The 19752-nt window shown below is 39.8% G+C and carries 8 protein-coding genes; all 8 read left to right on the forward strand.

The window, feature by feature from the left end; all coding sequences use genetic code 11:
* Positions 1–2: 2 nt before the first annotated feature.
* The 8 genes from FBB35_RS18845 to FBB35_RS18880 all read left to right on the forward strand — a co-directional run bounded on the left by FBB35_RS18845 (position 3) and on the right by FBB35_RS18880 (position 19747).
* A complete protein-coding gene (locus FBB35_RS18845) occupies positions 3–3194 on the forward strand; it encodes a CHAT domain-containing protein (RefSeq protein WP_174710917.1) in 3192 nt (1063 codons plus the stop codon).
* Between the two features lie 133 nt (positions 3195–3327).
* Positions 3328–4476 carry a GTPase family protein gene (locus FBB35_RS18850; protein WP_302480918.1) on the forward strand — a complete coding sequence of 383 codons (1149 nt, stop codon included), beginning with the start codon at positions 3328–3330 and terminating at the stop codon, positions 4474–4476.
* 313 nt (positions 4477–4789) lie between these two features.
* Positions 4790–9751, forward strand: a complete 4962-nt coding sequence (locus FBB35_RS18855; protein WP_174710919.1) for a CHAT domain-containing protein — start codon at positions 4790–4792, stop codon at positions 9749–9751.
* Positions 9752–9802: 51 nt separating this feature from the next.
* Complete coding sequence (locus tag FBB35_RS18860; RefSeq protein ID WP_174710920.1) at positions 9803–12475, forward strand: metallophosphoesterase; 2673 nt, start codon at positions 9803–9805, stop codon at positions 12473–12475.
* A 213-nt stretch (positions 12476–12688) separates the two neighbouring features.
* Positions 12689–13810, forward strand: coding sequence for a hypothetical protein (locus tag FBB35_RS18865; protein ID WP_254625996.1), 1122 nt, complete (start codon positions 12689–12691; stop codon positions 13808–13810).
* The gene (locus FBB35_RS18870; RefSeq protein WP_174710922.1) at positions 13795–14775 is read left to right on the forward strand and encodes a MoxR family ATPase; all 981 of its coding nucleotides are present in this window, start codon (positions 13795–13797) and stop codon (positions 14773–14775) included. The genes FBB35_RS18865 and FBB35_RS18870 overlap by 16 nt, the downstream gene beginning before the upstream one ends.
* Positions 14762–15988 (forward strand): hypothetical protein, encoded by a 1227-nt coding sequence (locus tag FBB35_RS18875; RefSeq protein WP_174710923.1) that lies wholly within the window; start codon positions 14762–14764, stop codon positions 15986–15988. The genes FBB35_RS18870 and FBB35_RS18875 overlap by 14 nt, the downstream gene beginning before the upstream one ends.
* A gap of 6 nt (positions 15989–15994) precedes the next feature.
* On the forward strand, positions 15995–19747 hold the full coding sequence (locus FBB35_RS18880; RefSeq protein ID WP_254625617.1) for a CHAT domain-containing protein: 3753 nt from the start codon (positions 15995–15997) through the stop codon (positions 19745–19747).
* Positions 19748–19752 lie beyond the last annotated feature (5 nt).

The following is a 19752-nucleotide window of genomic DNA, read 5'->3' on the forward strand; positions in this document are numbered from 1 at the left end:
TGATGAGTGAGCTAAATTCGGCAGAGGATGGAAGTAACAAAACTTCTGTATCTCCTAACCCCCAAGACTATCTTGAATTCCTAGTGTCGGTATTACTGATTTTGGATGAAAACTCCGATTTGGCAAGGGTTTACTCGCTGCTGCAAGAAAATTTGACCAAATTGGATGGCACTTTCATCAAGATATTGCGTTATTGGACAACAACCACTTGGTCTGAGGTGCAGCCAGAAGAAGCATTAATAATTGCAGCAGCGATTGTTAATTTTAGTAATCTAATTCGGAGTTTTCCCTACGGGAACATCGCTATCAATTTGGAGATAGCAATCGCAGGCTGCGAGGTTGTCGCCCCAATTTTAACTTGTGAGGCATTTCCAGAGTTTTGGGCAACAACTCAAAATATGCTGGGTGCAGTTTACCGCATTCGGATCGCAGGCGATCGCGCCCAAAACATAGAACAGGCGATCGCTTGCTATCAACATGCTTTACAAGTCCGTACCCAGACAGCTTTCCCCGAATTGTGGGCAGAAACCCAAAATAATCTCGGTAATGCGTACAATGAACGAATACTTGGCGAGCGAGCGGAGAATGTAGAAATAGCCATTATCTGCTTCCAAGCAGCGTTAAAAGTTCGTACCCGCACTGCATTTCCAGTGGAATGGGCAACAACCCAGAATAATCTGGGTATTGGCTACTACAATCGACTCAATGGCGATCGCGCCCAAAATCTAGAGCAAGCAATTGTTTATTATCAGAACGCCTTACAAATTCGTACTCAGACAGATTTTTCCGAAAAGTGGGCAGAAACCCAAAATAACCTTGCCAACGCTTACGGTGAACGGATAAAGGGCGACAGGGCAGAAAATATTGAAGCTGCAATTACCGCCTTTCAAGCAGCGTTACAAATCTACACTCGCTCTAGCTATCCCCAGGATTGGGCGATGATCCAAAACAACCTGGGAGAAGCTTATCGTGACCGAATTAATGGCAACCCTACAGAAAATTTGTTAACAGCAATCTCTGCCTATGAAGCAGCATTACAAGTTTACACTCGCTCTAACTTTCCCCAGCAGTGGGCTATTGTGCAGAACAATCAAGGGATTGCTTACTACAGCCTTCAAGATGGCGATGCCTGCGGCGGGCTGCGCCTACGCGCTATTAACTTAGAACAGGCAATTTCTTGCTATCATAACGCCTTACAAGTTCGCACTCAAACTGATTTTCCTGAAAATTGGGCTGAAACCCAAAATAATCTCGGTAATGCTTACAGCGAAAGAATATCTGGTAGTCGAGAAGAAAACCTGGACTTAGCAATCAGCGCCTATCAAGCAGCATTGCAAGTCCACACCCGCGAAGCTTTCTCTCAGGAATGGGCAAAAACTCACAATAATTTAGCCCTAGTTTACCGCGATCACGGACAGAGTTTTGAGGCAATTACATGTTTGCAGTCAGCTTTGGAAGTCTACACCCCCACTACCTTTCCGGTTGAATGTCTTGTTTGTGGTCGCAACCTTGGCAATATAGCTTATACAATTCAAGACTGGGATAAGGCAATTGAAGGCTACAGTGTGGCGATCAAAGCTGTAGAACAAAGTCGCAGCTGGGTGAACACCGACAAACGCCGACAGGAAGTTTTGGGAGCAGCAATTGATGTTTACGCCAAGATAGTGCAAGTTCATATCAATACTGCTCAACACAACCGTGCTTTAGAATACGTCGAGCGTAGTAAAACCCGCAATCTTGTCGAACTACTGGCTAACAAAAACCTTTACCCAAAAAGCGATTTATATCCAAGGTCAGAAGATTATCAGAAAATATGTAACCAAATTGACCAATTTAGGCAGGGAATACCTGCAAAACAAAGGCAATTAGAAATAATTCTCGGAAGTCGGGAGTCAGAAGCAAGAAATATAGCTTACCAGCAATTGCAAAATGAGTTAAATCGGTTGCAAAAACAGCGAGATAACATCCTTGCAGACATCAACAAAGTAGACCCCAGTTTCAAATTCACTCAACAAGTTGAAACCATCGCCTTTAGCGATGTTCAATCTTTGATTGACGACCGTACCGCTATCATTGAGTGGTATATCACCGACGACAAGATTCTTACTTTTATTATCACTCGCCACAGTCCCCAGCCTAAAGTTATCCAATCCTCTGCTGAAGATTTAAATGCGTTATTAAAACGTGTCAGTGCATATCTGCGTCTTTATTATCGCAATGATAACAAAAAATGGTGGCGCAATCAGTTAGAATCTCGCCTGCAAAATCTTGCCGGAATTTTGCATATAGATGAAATAATCTCACACATACCAGCAGAGTGCGATCGCCTAATTCTCATCCCTCATCGCTTCTTGCATTTATTACCACTTCACGCTTTACCATTGGGGAACAAGCAACTAGCGAATGGACAGAAAAAACAAAATTGTCTGTTGGATAAATTTCCTAGAGGTGTGGGATATGCCCCTAGCTGCCAATTACTGCAACTCAGCCAAAATCAACAACGTCCTAATTTTAGTAAATTCTTTGCTATCCAAAACCCGACAGGTGATTTAAGCTACACTAATTTAGAAGTTGAAATTATTGGCTCATTCTTTGCTGAAACTCAAGTTTTAGTTAAACAAGAAGCGACTAAAGTAGCTTTAAATGACAATAATAATTTAAAATTAGCCCACTGTTGCCACTTTTGTTGTCATGGTGATTTTAACTTGGCATCCCCTTTAGAATCAGCATTAATATTAGCAGATAATGAACGACTTACTTTAGCAGAAATTTTTGCATTAAATTTAAATCAATGCCGTTTAATTACCCTATCTGCCTGTGAAACTGGCATCGCAGATCCCACCAATATCAGTGATGAATATATTAGTTTACCCAGTGGTTTCCTTTATGCAGGAAGTCCGAGTGTAGTAAGTAGTCTTTGGACAGTAAATGACTTATCAACAGCTTTATTAATGATTAAGTTTTATCAAAATTTACGTAAATATTTTTCAGTAGCAGTTGGCTTAAATCAATCCCAGCAATGGCTGCGGGATGCGACTAAAATACAGCTAGAGGAGTGGATTGCAGAGCATCAGTTAAGGTTAGATTTTACACTCAGGATGCAGCTACGCCGTTTGTTTTATCAAAAGCCTGATGATTTTCAACCATTTCAATCGCCTTTTTATTGGGCAGCATTTTGTGCAATAGGAAATTAATTCGAGGATTATTCATGAATATGTGATAAAATCAACACCCAGTAATTAGCTGATTTAATTATCTAATACTGGCTTTAGCGTTGGAATTGAGTCTTATCTAGGAAGTAGTGAACTAACTTGCTGTCAATTAACTGTGGTGACCATTATGACAAATTTGAGAGAGAATGTTGACGATTTTGCAAAAGATATAAAAAGTCTCAACATTTTAGTGGTTGGTAAGACAGGCGTGGGGAAAAGTACTCTCATAAACGCTATTTTCGGAGAAGAAACAGCAAAAACAGGAGCCGGATTTCCAGTTACACAATATTTTGAAAAGTATTTAATTGAAGAAGAAGGATCTATCCCCATTGTTCTGTATGACTCTGCTGGTTGCGAATTAGGTAGGGAGGATAGTTTTGTAGATGACACTCGCAAGTTCTTAGATGGTCAACTAGGAAAAGGGGTTGAGGAACAAATACACGTAGCTTGGTATTTGGTAAGTGCCCCGTCTGCTAGATTTGAGGCTTTTGAAGCAGTAATAATTAATAAGTTATATGAGCAGCGTATTCCTGTAATAATTGTTCTGTCGCAGTGCGATCGTGCTGCAAGAAAGGAAATAGATGGCATAATAGGAGCAATTGATAGCCTTGATTTCAAGAAAGTTTATAACATAATTGAAGTTTCAGCTTCACCTTTAGAGCAACTGAAAATAGAACCTTTTGGGCTGAATGAACTAGTAAAGAGAACTACTGAATTATTACCCAAAGTGTTAGGTGATGCCTTTATTGCTAGGCAGGTTGTTGATGTGAAGGCTAAACGCTTTGTGGCTCTGGGATATGTTGCTACATCTGCAATTGCATGTTTTGGTACGGGTTTTGTCCCGATTCCGTTTACGACTCCTGCTGCTGCTTTAATTGCTCAAACAGTTCTGTGGAACCAGATAGCTGCCTTGTACCGATTTGATAAGATTAAAGGCATGGCAAGTCTCTGGACAAAAATCACTACATCAAAAGAGGCTTTAGTCACTCTAGCGGCGACTACAATTGCTGATTTCTTCTTTTTTGTTCCGATTACTTCTCTTCTTGCGGGAGGTACAGCAGCAACATTTGTCGTCATTGTTGGTTTCGCATTAACTAAAACTTTTGAGGAACTTGCGATGAAAGAGTTGGATGGAGTGAGTATGGAAGAGATTGAGAATTTGCTACAAGTGATCTTCAAAAAGAACTTCGATAAGTATAAGAGTATACGAATTAGAGAGAAGAAAGATGTGGATAAACTTAGAGATGACTTTTTGAATAGTTAAGGTTCTCATCAAATAGATATAAATATTCGCGCTACCAGTAATCTCCTCAAACAAGAAATAGCCACTAAAGAAGCCTTGATGATACTGCCCTTACTGCTGTCCACTCGCCCACTTTAGCTGTCACGGCTACTTTAACGCCACCCAACCTCGCAAATCTGCCCTCATTGTAGCTAATGCCCAGCTTTTTGTGCGATCGGTCAGTGATAAAGGAATATTGGAAATTCCAATATCTAATATTGATTGAATAATTGGCTATGGTAATTAATTATTTTTACAATTTTGAATTAAGGATTATTAAATATCAGCTAAATATATGAATAAGCAAAACAATAAAAATCATCGAAATTTAATAGAACAGTTAATTAATTGTGCCAACAAAAGAGAAATAAATGAAATTATACGAAATAATTTTGATGACATTGATATTAATTTTTTAAGGATGTTACAACAAGAAGAAGTAAGATTGCAGCAGGAAGATAATAATGATAAGGTAAATTTACTAAAAGATATAGTTAGACAGTTGGCTGAGTTTTTAGGTATAGAAAAGGACGAGTTAAGGATTGCCGAAATTGAGTCCAGTAAATTACCTTTAAAAATAGATGGTAATACGTCTTTACCAACACCATCGATTATGACTTCTTCATCAGTTCCACGGTCTGAGTCCCAACATCGTTTTATCTTGCGGGTATTGCAGGCAACTGACGAAAGCAAAGGCAATCCCCAAGTCGTGTACCCATTGCTGCAAGGGAATCTAAACCTACTTGATGATAACTTTGCTCAAGCCCTGACAAACTACGCAACTGCTACTTTTTCAACAATAAAGTTAGATACAGCACATGCTACCGCAGTAGCTATTTTGAGTTTCAGTAACATGATTGGACAGTTTCCACTAGGGAAACGGGCGATAAATTTGGAGATTGCGATCGCTGGTTATGAGGCAATTACCCTATTTTTTACCAATGGGGCTTTTCCTTTTGAATGGGCATTAACTCAAATGAATTTGGGAAATGTTTATATTGGTAGAATTAGGGGAGAGAAAGCCGAGAATCTCGAACTGGCAATTCAAGCTTACCAACAGGCTTTATCGGTTTTCACCCGCGAAGCGTTTCCCACTAATTGGGCAGAGACTCAAATGAATTTGGGAAGTGCATATAGCAACAGGATCGTAGGAAAGAAAGCTGACAATTTTGAACAAGCAATTCGCTGCCATCAGCAAGCTTTATCAGTTCTCACCCGCGAAGCATTCCCCATCGGTTGGGCAAGGACTCAAAATAATTTGGGACTTGCTTACCGCGAAAGAATAAAGGGAGATAAAGCTGAAAATCTCGAACAGGCAATTAACAGCCATCAGCAGGCTTTATCAGTTCTTACCCGTGAAGCGTTTCCCGCAGATTGGGCAGGGATTCAAATGAATTTGGCAAGTGCCTATCGCGAAAGAATAAAGGGAGAGAAAGCTGAGAATCTCGAACGGTCAATTCACGCTTACCAACAGGTTTTATTAGTTCTTACCCGCGAAGCGTTCCCTATGGATTGGGCAGGGGTTCAAATGAATTTGGTAGGTGCTTACTGCAATAGAATCAGGGGAGAGAAAGCTGAGAATATTGAACGGGCAATTCAGGCTTGCCAGCAGGCTTTATTGGTTTTCACCCGCGAAGCGTTCCCTATGGATTGGGCAGGGGTTCAAATGAATTTGGTAGGTGCTTACTGCAATAGAATCAGGGGAGAGAAAGCTGAGAATATTGAACGGGCAATTCAGGCTTGCCAGCAGGCTTTATTGGTTTTCACCCGCGAAGCGTTTCCCACTAATTGGGCAGAGACTCAAATGAATTTGGGAAGTGCTTACAGCAGTAGAATCAAGGGAGAGAAAGCCGAGAATACCGAACTAGCGATTCAGGCTTACCAGCAGGCTTTATTAGTTTTCACCCGCGAAGCGTTTCCCACTAATTGGGCAGAGATTCAAAGTAATTTGGGACAACTAAGGGATGCACTGAATCGAAATACTAAAGTCGATTTACGAGATATTAATGGAGAGGAGATAGAGTTATATTTTCAATTCTTAATGCAGCTACTAGAAACCACTGAAAAAAGTAATGGTAATGCACAGTTAGTTTACCCTCTGTTAGCAAAGAATTTAGATAAACTAGACGGGTTGTTAAGAGAAATATTACGCCAGTGGGGGATAAATAAACTTAGAGACGTTCAACCAGATGAGGCGAAGTATCTAGCCGCAGTTATTTTTAAATTTAGCAATCTAATAGCAGAATTTCCCTTGGGTAGCAAAGCCAATAATATGGAAACTACTATTACTGGCTATGAATTGGCACTAACAATCTGCTCTCAACAATCTTTACCGCAATCTTGGGCTGAAATACAAAATAATCTTGGAAATGCCTACATTGATAGAATTCGAGGAGATAGGGCAGACAATATCGAAAATGCGATCGCTGCTTTTACTGCGGCATTGACTGTCATAAGAAGAGAAACTCAGCCTCAAGATTGGGCGATGACACAAAATAGTCTTGCAGCCGCTTATGTTAATAGAATCCAAGGAGATAGGGCAGACAATATCGAAAATGCCATTGTTGCTCTGACTGACGCTTTGACTGTCGTAACAAGGGAGTCATCGCCCCAAGATTGGGCAATGATGCAAAATAGCCTTGGAATCGCCTACTGTAACAGAATTCAAGGAAATAAGGCAGAGAATCTTGAAAATGCTATCACCGCTTTGACTAATGCATTAACTGTCATAACAAGGGAAACTTTGCCTCAAGATTGGGCAATAATGCAAAATGTTCTCGGAATTGCCTACTTATACAGAACTTTGGGAGATAGGGCAGAGAATCTCGAAAATGCTATCACCGCTTTCACTGCGGCATTGACCGTCATGTCAAAGGAAGCTTTGCCTCAAGATTGGGCAATGACACAAAATAATCTTGGGCTTGCCTACGGTAACAGAATTTTGGGAGATAGGGCAGAGAATCTCGAAAATGCCATCACCGCTTTCACTAATGCATTAACTGTCAGAACAAGGGAAGCTTTGCCTCAAGATTGGGCTGGAACGCAAAATAATCTTGGGCTTGCCTATCGTAATAGAATTTTGGGAGATAAGGCAGAGAATCTTGAAAATGCCATTGATGCTTATAAGAAAGCTTTGACTATCAGAACAAGGGAAGATTTACCTCAAGATTGGGCTGGAACGCAAAATAACCTCGGAACTGCCTACATTGATAGAATTCGAGGAAATAAGTTAGAGAATCTTGAAAATGCCATTGATGCGTATGAGAAGGCTTTGACTATCAGAACAAGGGAAGATTTACCCCAAGATTGGGCTAGAATGCAAAATAATCTGGGAACTGCCTACGGTCAGAGAATCCGAGGAGATAAGGCAGAGAATCTCGAAAATGCGATCGCTGCTTTGACTAATGCATTGACTATCTACAAAAGAGAAGTTTTTCCTCAAGATTGGGCAATGACACAAAAAAATCTCGGAGCTAGCTATATTGACCGAATCCGAGGAGATAGGGCAGAAAATCTCGAAAATGCTATCGCTGCTTTCTCTGAGGTATTGACTGTCTACAAAAGGGACGCTTGGCCTCTAAAATATGCAGAAACATTATTTTATTTAGGTTACGTTTATAAAGAAGTAAACCAGTTTCAATCAGCTTACACAGCTTTTGAATCTGCAATTAGAACGGTAGAATCTTTGCGAGATGAAATATTATCTGGTGAAGAAACTAAGCGCAAACAAGCAGAAGAATGGAACAAGCTTTACAGCAGTATGGTAGAAGCTTGCCTGAAATTAGGTAATACAACAAAAGCGGTTGAATATATTGAACGTAGCAAAACTAGACATTTAGTCGAACAAATCCTAGAACGTGATTCTAAAACTATCTTTCCTCTGGAAGTAGTCACTCAATTAGAAACATACAGAGATAAAATAGCTAAAGGACAATATCAAATCCAAAATGCTACAGCAGATGATCCAACTGCATTAGCCCAACACCTTCAACAACTTCGACAAGAGCGTAACGAATTACAAGATCGGTATCTGCCTATCGGTTCTGGTTTTCAGTTTGAGCCATTTTACTTAACTCTCTCACATCACACTGCAATTGTTGAGTTTTACATTACAATCGATAAGCTACTAGTCTTTATTATTACCAAGCAAACCCAACAACCCATCGTTTTATCATCCGATTTGATAGACCAAAACAAATTAGCAAATTGGGTAAACAGCTATCTCACAGCTTATAGTAGTAAAAAATCTCACTGGCAGCGCCGCCTAACTACACGCCTAAATCTGTTGGCAAAAATTCTGCACATTGATGAAGTTATTAGACAAATTCCTACAGAATGCAAACAGTTAATTCTCATTCCCCATCGTTACTTGCATTTACTGCCACTTCATGCTTTGCCACTGGCGGAAGACTCCAATCTTTTTGACAGATTTCCTGGAGGAGTCAGCTATGCCCCTAGTTGTCAACTATTACAACTCGCCCAAACTCGAAAACGCCCCGAATTTACTCACCTATTTGCAGTCCAAAACCCTACAGACGACCTTTCTTATACTGATATTGAAGTAGAAACTATCCAAAGCTATTTCAGTAAAAGTAATCTTCTTAAGCAGAAAATAGCCACTAAACAAGCTATTGATGATATTTCTCTGAGTATCTTCCATTGCGCTCACTTTAGTTGTCACGGCTACTTTAACGCCACCCAACCTCGCAAATCTGCCCTGATTTTAGCTAATGCACAGCTAGATTCTGCACCCACACAACTTGATGCAGAAAATTACCTCAGTTTGCAAAATGGTGGCGTACTTGACCTCAATAAGTGTCTGACTTTAGATAGCATTTTTACTTTAAATCTAAAACAATGTCGCCTCGTCACTCTATCTGCTTGTGAAACCGGATTGATTGATTCTCGCAATATCAGCGATGAATATATTGGTTTACCTAGTGGTTTTCTTTATGCAGGTGCTTCCAGTGTCGTCAGTTCTCTTTGGACAGTCGATGACTTATCCACAGCATTTTTGATGATTCGATTTTATCAAAACCTCCAAAAAGGTTTTACTGTTGCTTTGGCACTCAATCAAGCTCAACTCTGGTTAAAAGATTTGACCAAGGGAGATTTGGAAACTTGGATTGAAGAAACGCAGTTACCATTAGTAGTGAGGATAAGTCTGCGTCGTCGTTTTTATAAATCAGAAGATGATGCTAAACCCTTTAAATCACCTTTTTGTTGGGCAGCTTTCTGTGCGATCGGTCAGTCATGACGAAATATCGATAATATACAGCTAAGATTATCGGTAGAATCTGCCCAAATTATGAACGAAATCAGCCAGAATTTGGGACTGCGTAGTCCTAGTATTACTCTTTATGCTTTCCATCTGCGAAACAGCATCAACCAAGGACTAGAGCCGATAGCAGAAGCGCCACAGTTGTGGGAACAGTTAGTTGATTTGGGCAACAAACTCCAGATTGTAGAATTACAAACTCTACAACAACAACTTATTTGTTACCAACACAATAAATATTTTCCACAAGCAGAAGATAGCCTTGGAGTTGAATATAGCACTGTATTGCGTAATCAAGAAGAAAGTTTAAACTTTCAGTTAATTTCTCAAACTGGCGGTTTAGAACTTCAGGGTTTACTTTGTCCTTTTCGATTACATGATACTTATGCAATCGATTTAACCTTATTTTCTAAAGATAAATTGAGTCTGCAAGAATTAAGGTATCTCAACCCCCAAAATCTGCTACTACCTCCACAAATACAAGCTTGTCTGGGACAAACACTATTGCTTTTTGGTCAACCAACAGAACTGCAAGCAAATTATCAAGCTTTGGCTGATGCTTGTGTTAACCAAATACTTCTCCAAAGAAATTCAACTGAGTTAGTTGGTACAGGTTATCTCTTAGGCAATCCTATTTTTGAATATGAAAGCGCCCACACAGACCCTACTCAAAAACTGCATATTTTAGTTTGGTTTAAATGCCAAGATATGAATCCAGACCACATGGATAAAGTAGCTAAAATTCTACTATATCTGCTGTGGTGTCGCCATAAAATTAAGTATGTTTATTATGAATCGCGATGGTGCAATGAAAGAGCAAAACAACTTTATAGCAAATTAGAAGAGTACAGGCGACGTTTTAGTAAAATTTCTCAAGCAACAAATAGACAATGGCAACTTAGACCGTTACAAGCAGAGTTACGACAAGTAAGTTTGGAGTATACTCGCTACCTCGAAGATATAAAAGACCATGAAAATACTATTGCTATTAACGAACAAAATTATAGGACTAACTTAGAAAAGCTACAAGCATTGCCAGAAACAGACTTGGATTTATGGCAGAATTTTTTGCAATATACTGAAAAGAAATTACAAAAACAAATTCAAACAGATTTGCGCTTCTTAGAACGGGGACGAGATCGCCTGCAACATCTAAAAGTTATACTTCAGGAAACCATCCCTACTGAACCAGTAAACGACGATATGCCTGGGATTCCTCCTGAAATCTATAGTAGATTACGTAATGCTTTGTTGAATTGTGACCAATTTGACACCGCTCAACGCTTACGAAATTTCTTTAAAGCAAATGCTCCCCTTACACCTTGGCAATCTCATTGGCAAACTGGTAGCCCGTCTGAACTGGTGGAGGATGCGATTGGTTACTTAAATGATAAATTTCGTGACGACACAAAGGAAAATGCCTTAGTTATGCTGCTGCGTCTACTCGCAAACTCAATAGACCCAGCTGACGATCGCCATCAAATTTTAGCAGAACTGGCAGAGGAACTTAATGTTGTACTTTCCCGCCATATATCTAATCAAGCTTTTAAACCAGTCAATATTCCCCCTGAAATCAACACTGGTGGTCAAAATTCTCTAGGAAATCAAATAAAACAAAACCTGAAATGCAGTTTCAGTTGGTTGCACCTCACAGACCTTCATCAAGGTATGAGGGAACAGCATTGGCTTTGGCCTGGTGTTAGAGAAATCTTCTTTGCAGATTTGAAACGCCTTCATGATAAGTGCGGGCCGTGGGACTTAGTTTTATTTACTGGAGACTTAACTCAGCTAGGAAGTGCCCAAGAATTCGAGAAACTCGATCAACTCATGAAAGAACTATGGGATTTTTTCGATAAACTGGGTTCATCCCCCAAGTTACTAGCAGTACCAGGCAATCACGATTTAGTTAGACCCAATAAAAAAGAACCTGCGGTACGACTTTTGCAGCAGTGGCTAAACCTACCGGACATACAGGAAGAGTTTTGGGAGGATGCGGAGTCACCATATCGTCAAGTGGTTACAAAAGCATTTGAAAACTACATGATATGGTGGGAAAATCAAACCTTCAAGCCCAAAGACCTAAAACTAGGAACTTTACCAGGGGATTTTTCAGCCACCATTGAAAAGGAAGGTGCAAAGCTGGGAATTGTAGGTTTGAATACAAGCTTTCTCCAATTAACTGGTGATAACTATGAAGGTAAGCTGGCACTTCATCCCCGCCAATTTCATCAAGCCTGCAACGGTGATGGTTCGGCTTGGACAAAACAACACAACGCCTGTCTGTTGCTGACACATCACCCACCAGGATGGTTAAATCCAAATTCACAACGAGATTTAAAAGCAGAAATAACTTCTCATGGACGCTTTGCCGTTCACCTGTGCGGTCATTTACACGAAGCATTTTCTGGAGAAATTGTAGAAGGTGGAGCTGATGCTCGACGGATTTGGCAGGGTCGATCGCTTTTTGGTTTAGAATACTATTCCAGAGAAAATACAGAAGTTCAACGTCTACATGGTTACACTGCTGGCAAAATAGAACTCAGCGAGAATAAAGGTAATTTGATATTTTGGCCTCGTGAGGCACGTCTACAAGGCGGACAGAGAAGTATTGTGCCAGATTATTCTCTAGTGTTGACTGATAACCAGCACACTGAACCGAAAGAGTTTGAACTGCTGCAACCCTATTTCTGTAGGGATATGTAAACAGTTAACTTGACTAAAAACGGGTCACTAATAGTCTTGAAATGTATACAGAATTTTTAGTATGTATGAATAATCAGATTTTTTGATCAAAAGCTAGTTTATTAAAGATGGAGGCAAAATTCCAGATTTTAGGAAAAAGCGAACAGGAGGCATTGAAGATATCTCAGCGATTCGCTAGAACAGTGCAATTTTTTTAAGGAGATTGTCTTGACTGTGAAAGGGCTACCAGATGAACTGTATAAATTGTGTAATGATATTTTTTTAGAATGCGATCAGTTTGGTAGTTATGAGAGACTTTGCTCTTTTTGTAGAGGACATCAAAAGCTGTATTTTTTGAAACTGAAACTAAAAAGAGCTTCTGATTTACAGGAATTATATGAATTGAATCTACCGATTTTAGTTGAGAGCGAACATGAACAATATGGATGGATATTTCCTACTTTTTTGGAAGCATTGAAACAGGCTTGTCCGGAAGGAGATGCCCGTCGAGGAAAACTAGATTTTCTCTCAGTAAAAGTGAAAGAATTGAGAAATCAAGCTCAAGTTTGCTTACCCCAAAAGCCTAATTCAGAACAGCGACTTTTTAAATCACTTCTACGCATTGACTTTGAAGAACAAGAAGATTTAGTCAAACAAGCCTTAGATTCCCAAACCCCCTACAAAAAAACAGCAGCTTTCCTGGTTCATGGAGAGGAAAAGTTTGGTCAAGAAACTTTAGTAACGCGACTTTCTCAGTTACCTCAACTGCGAAATGGGCGGCAAGTTAAAATTAAAGCTTGCGGCATGAACGACATTTCTAATCTATGGGATGAAGTTGCTAAGTACCTTGGTATTGCTAATCAGTCTGCTGCACTTTCAGCGGAACAAATTATAGATGCAATCTGCCAAATTTTACAAACACAAAATTTGATTTTTATTATTTATGAAGTTAACCGTACATATCTTGGATTTTTGCCTGAGTTACTTCAAGAGTTTTGGCAATTAATTATAGATAAAATATATCAAAAAAATAATAAAGAAACATACTTGGTAATGTTCCTAGTTGATAATAAAGGTTACGTATGTAAATCGGGGGTTTCTTTAGCTTGGCAACTTAATCAGCCTGAATATCCTCAAATTCCCTTATATTTACCCCCAGTGAGTCGATTTCCACAAAGAAAACTGCAAGAATGGTTAGGGATGGCACAAGCCGCAGAGGTAGTACCTGAAAGTCTATGTGCGGAAACATTGTTAGTAGAGTCTCAAGGGGGTGTTCCTGAGCTTGTTTATCAAAGAATTTGTCACTACTGCGGTTCTAGTTGGGAAGGAAAATTAGCACAATGGTTGATTCAGTAATACCTCGCATCTACACAGGCAACAAGCAATCATTCTCTCAAGAATGGGAAATTGATGGACACGAACCTTATATACCTTCGCCAGAGTTAGTCGAAGCTGTAAATCTGACAATTTTTTTACAAAAACGACCTTTGTTGCTCAAGGGAGAACCGGGTTGTGGTAAAACTCGCTTGGCTCGTGCTGTGGCTAATGAGCTAGGTTTACCTTATGAGTCTTGGTATGTCCAATCTACAACTAGGGCAAAAGATGGTTTTTACACTTACGATGCGATCGCTCGTCTCCAGGATGCCCAACTAGCACAACTTGATAAGCAGAAACGCTCAAAAGTGGATGACCCTAGAAATTATATCAAGCTTGGGCCATTGGGTCGTGCGTTTGAAAACTCCCTGGAAAAATCGCAACCTAAATTTGAGAATTCGCTCTTAAAATCAGAACGTACTGTAGTTCTTATAGATGAAATTGACAAAGCCGATATTGACTTCCCTAACGATTTACTTCAAGCACTAGATGAGGGGCGTTTTCCCATTCAAGAAACGGGAGAAGAAATCAAAGCAAACCCAAAGAAACCTCCAATTATATTTATTACTAGCAATGATGAGAAAGATTTACCTGATGCTTTCCTACGTCGCTGCTTATTCCACTATATTAAATTTCCTGAAGAATCTGAATTAGTCAAAATTATTAACGCTCACTTTCCAGACTCACAACCAGCAGTTATAGGAGCAGCAGTTAGACGCTTTCAACTACTGCGAAAACAGATGGAAAAAGATATTGGTAAAACTGGTAAAAAAGTGAGTACCAGTGAGTTAATCGACTGGTTTACAATCTTGCGACGCTATCCTGAAGACGAGGCTATTAGAAAACTTGAAGGGGAACTGCCATTTGCTGGAATCCTACTAAAGTATTGGAAGGATTATCGGGATTATTTAAGCCCGCCAAGGGAGGTGAAAAATGAATCCCGTTGAAATTCCTTTACTCAATGTTTTGTTAATTTTATTTAATAAATTGCGGTCATATGGTCTTCCCTTGAGTGTTGAAGATTATATGTTGGCACTGCGGGCGTTGCAAGCTGGATTTGGTATGGGCGATCGCCAAACTTTAGAGCGTCTTTGCTGTACACTATGGACAAAATCTGAGCAAGAAGCCCGTTTACTCAATCGGCTTTTTGATGAAGTGCTAGCTCAACCCCAAACTCATATCAATCAACTTTACACTACTGAACTAGTAAAACCTGCGGTCGAGACAGCCAAAAAAACCGAAACGCCTCAACTTGTAAATTCATCCACAAAGCTACAAGAAACTGTTAGTTCTTGTACATCAATACCTATTTCCGAAAAACCTAATCAGCCACCACTTGAAAATCAACCAACTCAGCCTCAAAAACCAGTTACTGAACCAAGTCCACCTATTGATATAGTGCAAGAAATGGAACCGGAACAGGTAATTCAAGCAGTTCGCAGCAATCAATCTAGTAGCTTTGAAATAAGCTACTACCCCACAGATTTATCAGCTGAATATCTACCAGTAACCAGCAGAGAGATGAAGCAGGGTTGGCGTTTTCTACGTCGTCGCGTGCGCGAAGGTACATTGGAGGAATTAAATGTAGCAGGTACGGTAGAAAAAAATTGTCGCTACGGTATTTTACCTGAACCAGTGATGATGTCACGTTATACCAACCAAGTTAAACTGGTATTACTGGTTGACCAAGGCGGCTCAATGGTGCCTTTTCATCATCTTTCCCGTCAATTGATAGACAAAGCTGAACGGGGTGGAAACATTAAGCAAACCAGTGTTTACTACTTCCAGAACTATCCTGAAAAATATCTTTATAATGACCCAACTCGGCTGAAAGCTCAACTAATTACGAACTTTCTAGAATTTATTGATAAAAAAACATCCGTACTAATTGTTAGCGATGCTGGTGCTGCACGAGGTAACTATAATCCAGAAAGAGTAGAGTATACCCGAAAGTTCATTGAACAGCTTCAGCAATCAGTAAATTATTATGCTTGGTTGAATCCCATGCCCAATGATAGCTGGCAGTTTACCACAGCTGGGGAAATTGCTCGTTTTGTGCCAATGTTTGAAATGAGCCGTGAGGGACTTAGTGCAGCTATTAACACTTTACGCGGTCGCTATGTTTACTGGGAGCATCCTTACCAGTGGATGTTGTCATAGTTGTTTATGAGTGAAACAAGTGCAACAAATTTAGATATTGCTGTTGAGCGAGTCGTAGGATTTGCCCAAAAATTTGATCGGGCACATCTAGACTTAGCTTGTCATGCTGCATTTCCACAGACACTAACACCTGATTTACTTTACCAAATTTGGCTGCGCTTTGTACCGCAAGCGCCCTGGACAGCAGTTGCTCGCATACTTCTGTCTCGTTTGTGTCGTGAGGTGGGTTATGAGCTTTACGAGATGGATGTGGCTGTGCGAAATTTGTTACTAACAGAACTTAAAGAAGATGAGCGTTTTGGCAAACAGCAATTAGATAAATTAGAAGATTTTTATACCCAGTATTTAGAACGAAAGTTTGGAAAAGAAGAAGGACAGGAAGAAGATTTAACCCAGCCTCAATATTGGATAGCACTTGCTTCTACTAAGCCTAATCAGCGGAGTCGTAAATTAGCAGAAGCTATTGAGTCGAGGTTGAAACAAAAAAATTGGAAAGAACTGTTTCGTTTAGCGTCATTTATAGAAGCTGTTCCAGAAGCATTGGTGGAATTTGAAGCGCCACTGATTACTTATGCTCGTGGAATGTTGAATTACACTACTGGCGATTTAGAGGGTGCAGCAGAAGAATTTAGCAAACTGCAAAGGCGGGAACGTCAAGTTGAGATTGTTGGAGTAAATTTATCAATTCCTGATGAAGTTCCTCTATTTGAAGTAGAATTAGCTTTCTTGCAAAGATTGTTGCAAATTATTTCAGAAAGTAATAGTGATACACAAGTAGTTTATCCATTCCTAGCAAAGAATTTAGAAAAACTGAATGAACATTTAGCAGAAGTATTACGGCTTTGGGCAACAAATATTTTGAAAAAATTGCAACCAGATGAAGCGCAATTAATAGCTACATATATCAGCAATTTTAGTATATTGCTGACTCAGTTTCCTTTGGGTTCTAGAGCCAGGAATATAGAGATTGCTATTACTGGTTATGAAATAGTGTTGACTGTCTTTACCCGTGAGGTGTTTCCTAAAAATTGGGCAGGCACACAGGCACTCTTAGGTAATGCTTATAGAGATAGAATTTCGGGAAATAAAGCAGAGAATTTAGAACAGGCACTTACCTATTTCTTGGCTGCACTCCAAATCTTCACCCGCGATGATTTTCCCCAAGATTGGGCTTTGACGCAAATTAGTTTGGGGGAAGCTTACATTAACAGAATTATGGGAAATAAAGCGGAGAATTTAGAACAGGCACTTACCTATTTCTTGGCTGCACTCCAAATCCTTACCCACGATGATTTTCCCCAAGATTGGGCAGGTGCACAAATTAATCTAGGAGTTGCTTATATTAACAGAATTTGGGGAGAGAAAGCTGAAAATCTAGAAAATGCGATCGCTGCGTTTGCTGCGGCTTTAGAAGTGAGAACCCGCAGTGCCTTCCCCTATGAATGGGCTGCTACACAAAATGCTTTGGGAACTGCTTACATTAGCAGGATTAAGGGAGATAGATCTGACAATTTGGAAATGGCGATCGCTGCTTCTCATGCTGCTTTAACTGTCTACACCAGAGAAGCTTTCCCTATTGATTGGGCAGCAACACAAAATAATCTCGCAACTGCCTACAGGGAGAGAATTAAAGGAGACAGGGCTGATAACATCGAAAATGCCATTGCTGCTTGTTCTGATGCCTTACAAGTGTACACGAGCAGTGCCTTTCCTCAAAACTGGGCACAGATGCAAAATAATCTGGGAACTGCCTACCGTGACAGAATCACAGGAGACAGGGCAGAAAATCTGGAAAGGGCGATCGCTACTTATTCTGCTGCCTTACAAGTATATACTCGTGAATTGTTCCCGTATCACTGGGCAATGACACAAAATAATTTGGGAACCGCTTACCGTGAAAGAATCTTGGGAGAGAGGGCAGAAAATCTGGAAAGGGCGATCGCGTCTTTTATGCTCGCGTTGCAAGTAAGAACCCTCGAAGCTTTGCCCTATGATTGGGCGGAGACACAAAATAATCTTGCAATTGCCTACAGCAATAGAATTAAAGGAGACAGATCTGAAAATCTGGAAAGGGCGATCGCTTCTTATCAAGCTGCTTTAACTGTTAGAACCCGCGAGACTTTACCCTATGATTGGGCAGAAACTTTATTTAACCTAGGGTTAGCTTACCAGAATGCAAAACGTTTCAACGAAGCTTACACTACCTTTAAACAAACCATTGAAACTGTAGAATATCTGCGTAGTGAAATCGTTTCTGGCGATGAAACCAAACGCAAGCAAGCAGAAGAATGGAATAAACTTTATTCTTGCATGGTAAAAGTTTGTTTGGAATTAAAAGAAGACGCCCAAGCAATAGAATATATTGAACATAGCAAAAACCGTAATTTAGTTGAACTTTTCCTCGAACGTGACTCTAAAACCATTTTTCCTCCAGAAGTAGTCACTCAATTAGAAACATACAGAAATGAAATAGCCAAGGGACAATATCAAATCCAAAATGGTAAAGCTGAAAATTTACAAAGTATAGTACAACATCTGCAAGAATTGCGACAGCAGCGAAATGAATTGCAAGACCACTATTTACCCGTTGGTTCTGGTTTCAAATTTGAGTCCTTCCAGGCTACTTTAGATAAACGTACAGCCATTATTGAATGGTATATTCTCGACGATAGCATTTTGGCTTTTATTATTAAATCCACAGAAGAGATTACTGTTTGGCAATCCCAATTAGAAGACTTGGAAGCCCTTATTGATTGGAAAGAGAAATATTTGGCTGATTACCACAATCAAAAAGACCAATGGCGAAATCAACTAAAAGAACGCTTGCAAGAGTTAGCAGAAATCCTCTACATTGAGGAAATATTAGCCCAAATACCCAAAGATTGTAATCGATTAATCCTCATTCTCCATCGCTTCTTGCACCTACTTCCATTCAATGCTTTACCTATAGGGGAATCATATTTAATTGATTTGTTCCCCAACGGTGTAAGCTATGCACCCAGTTGTCAATTATTACAATTAGTTCAAACTAGGCAACGTCTTGAATTCAGTAATTTTTTTGCTATCCAAGACCCTAACCAAAACTTGGCTTGGACTGATATTGAGGTAGAAAGTATTCAGCAATGTTTCTCCAATATCTATGTGTTAAAGGGAAATGCTGCAACAAAACAAGCTATCACGAACCAACTAAACCTGCTCCAGTCTACCCACTGTATACATTTTGCTGGTAACAGTTATTTTAATTTGAACTCTCCTCTAGAGTCACCTTTAATCTTAGCAGATGCCAACATTTCTGAAACTATTGACCTAAACAAATGCCTTACTTTAGAAGAAATTTTTAATCTCAACTTAAGTGAATGTCGCTTAGTTACTCTCTCAGCTTCTGAAACAGCCTTAACAGACTTTACAAGTGTTAGTGATGAGTATATCAGCTTTCCTAGTGCCTTTTTATTTGCAGGTAGCACTAGCGTAGTGAGTAGTCTTTGGGATATAAGCGACTTATCTACGGCTTTATTGATGATAAGATTTTACCAAAATTTACAAATGAGAACTACAATAGCAGTTGCCCTCAATCAAGCCCAAATATGGCTTCGAGATCTCACAAAAATAAAACTAGAACGATGGAGAGCAGAATATGAGTTAGTGCTGAATCCAACGATTAGGATGAATCTGCGTCGTCTCTTTTACAAATTGGCAGATGATGCTAAACCTTTCAAATCACCTTATTATTGGGCGGCGTTTTGTGCGATCGGTGTTTAGGAGTC

This window comes from Nostoc sp. TCL240-02 (genome assembly GCF_013343235.1).
Lineage (GTDB): Bacteria > Cyanobacteriota > Cyanobacteriia > Cyanobacteriales > Nostocaceae > Nostoc.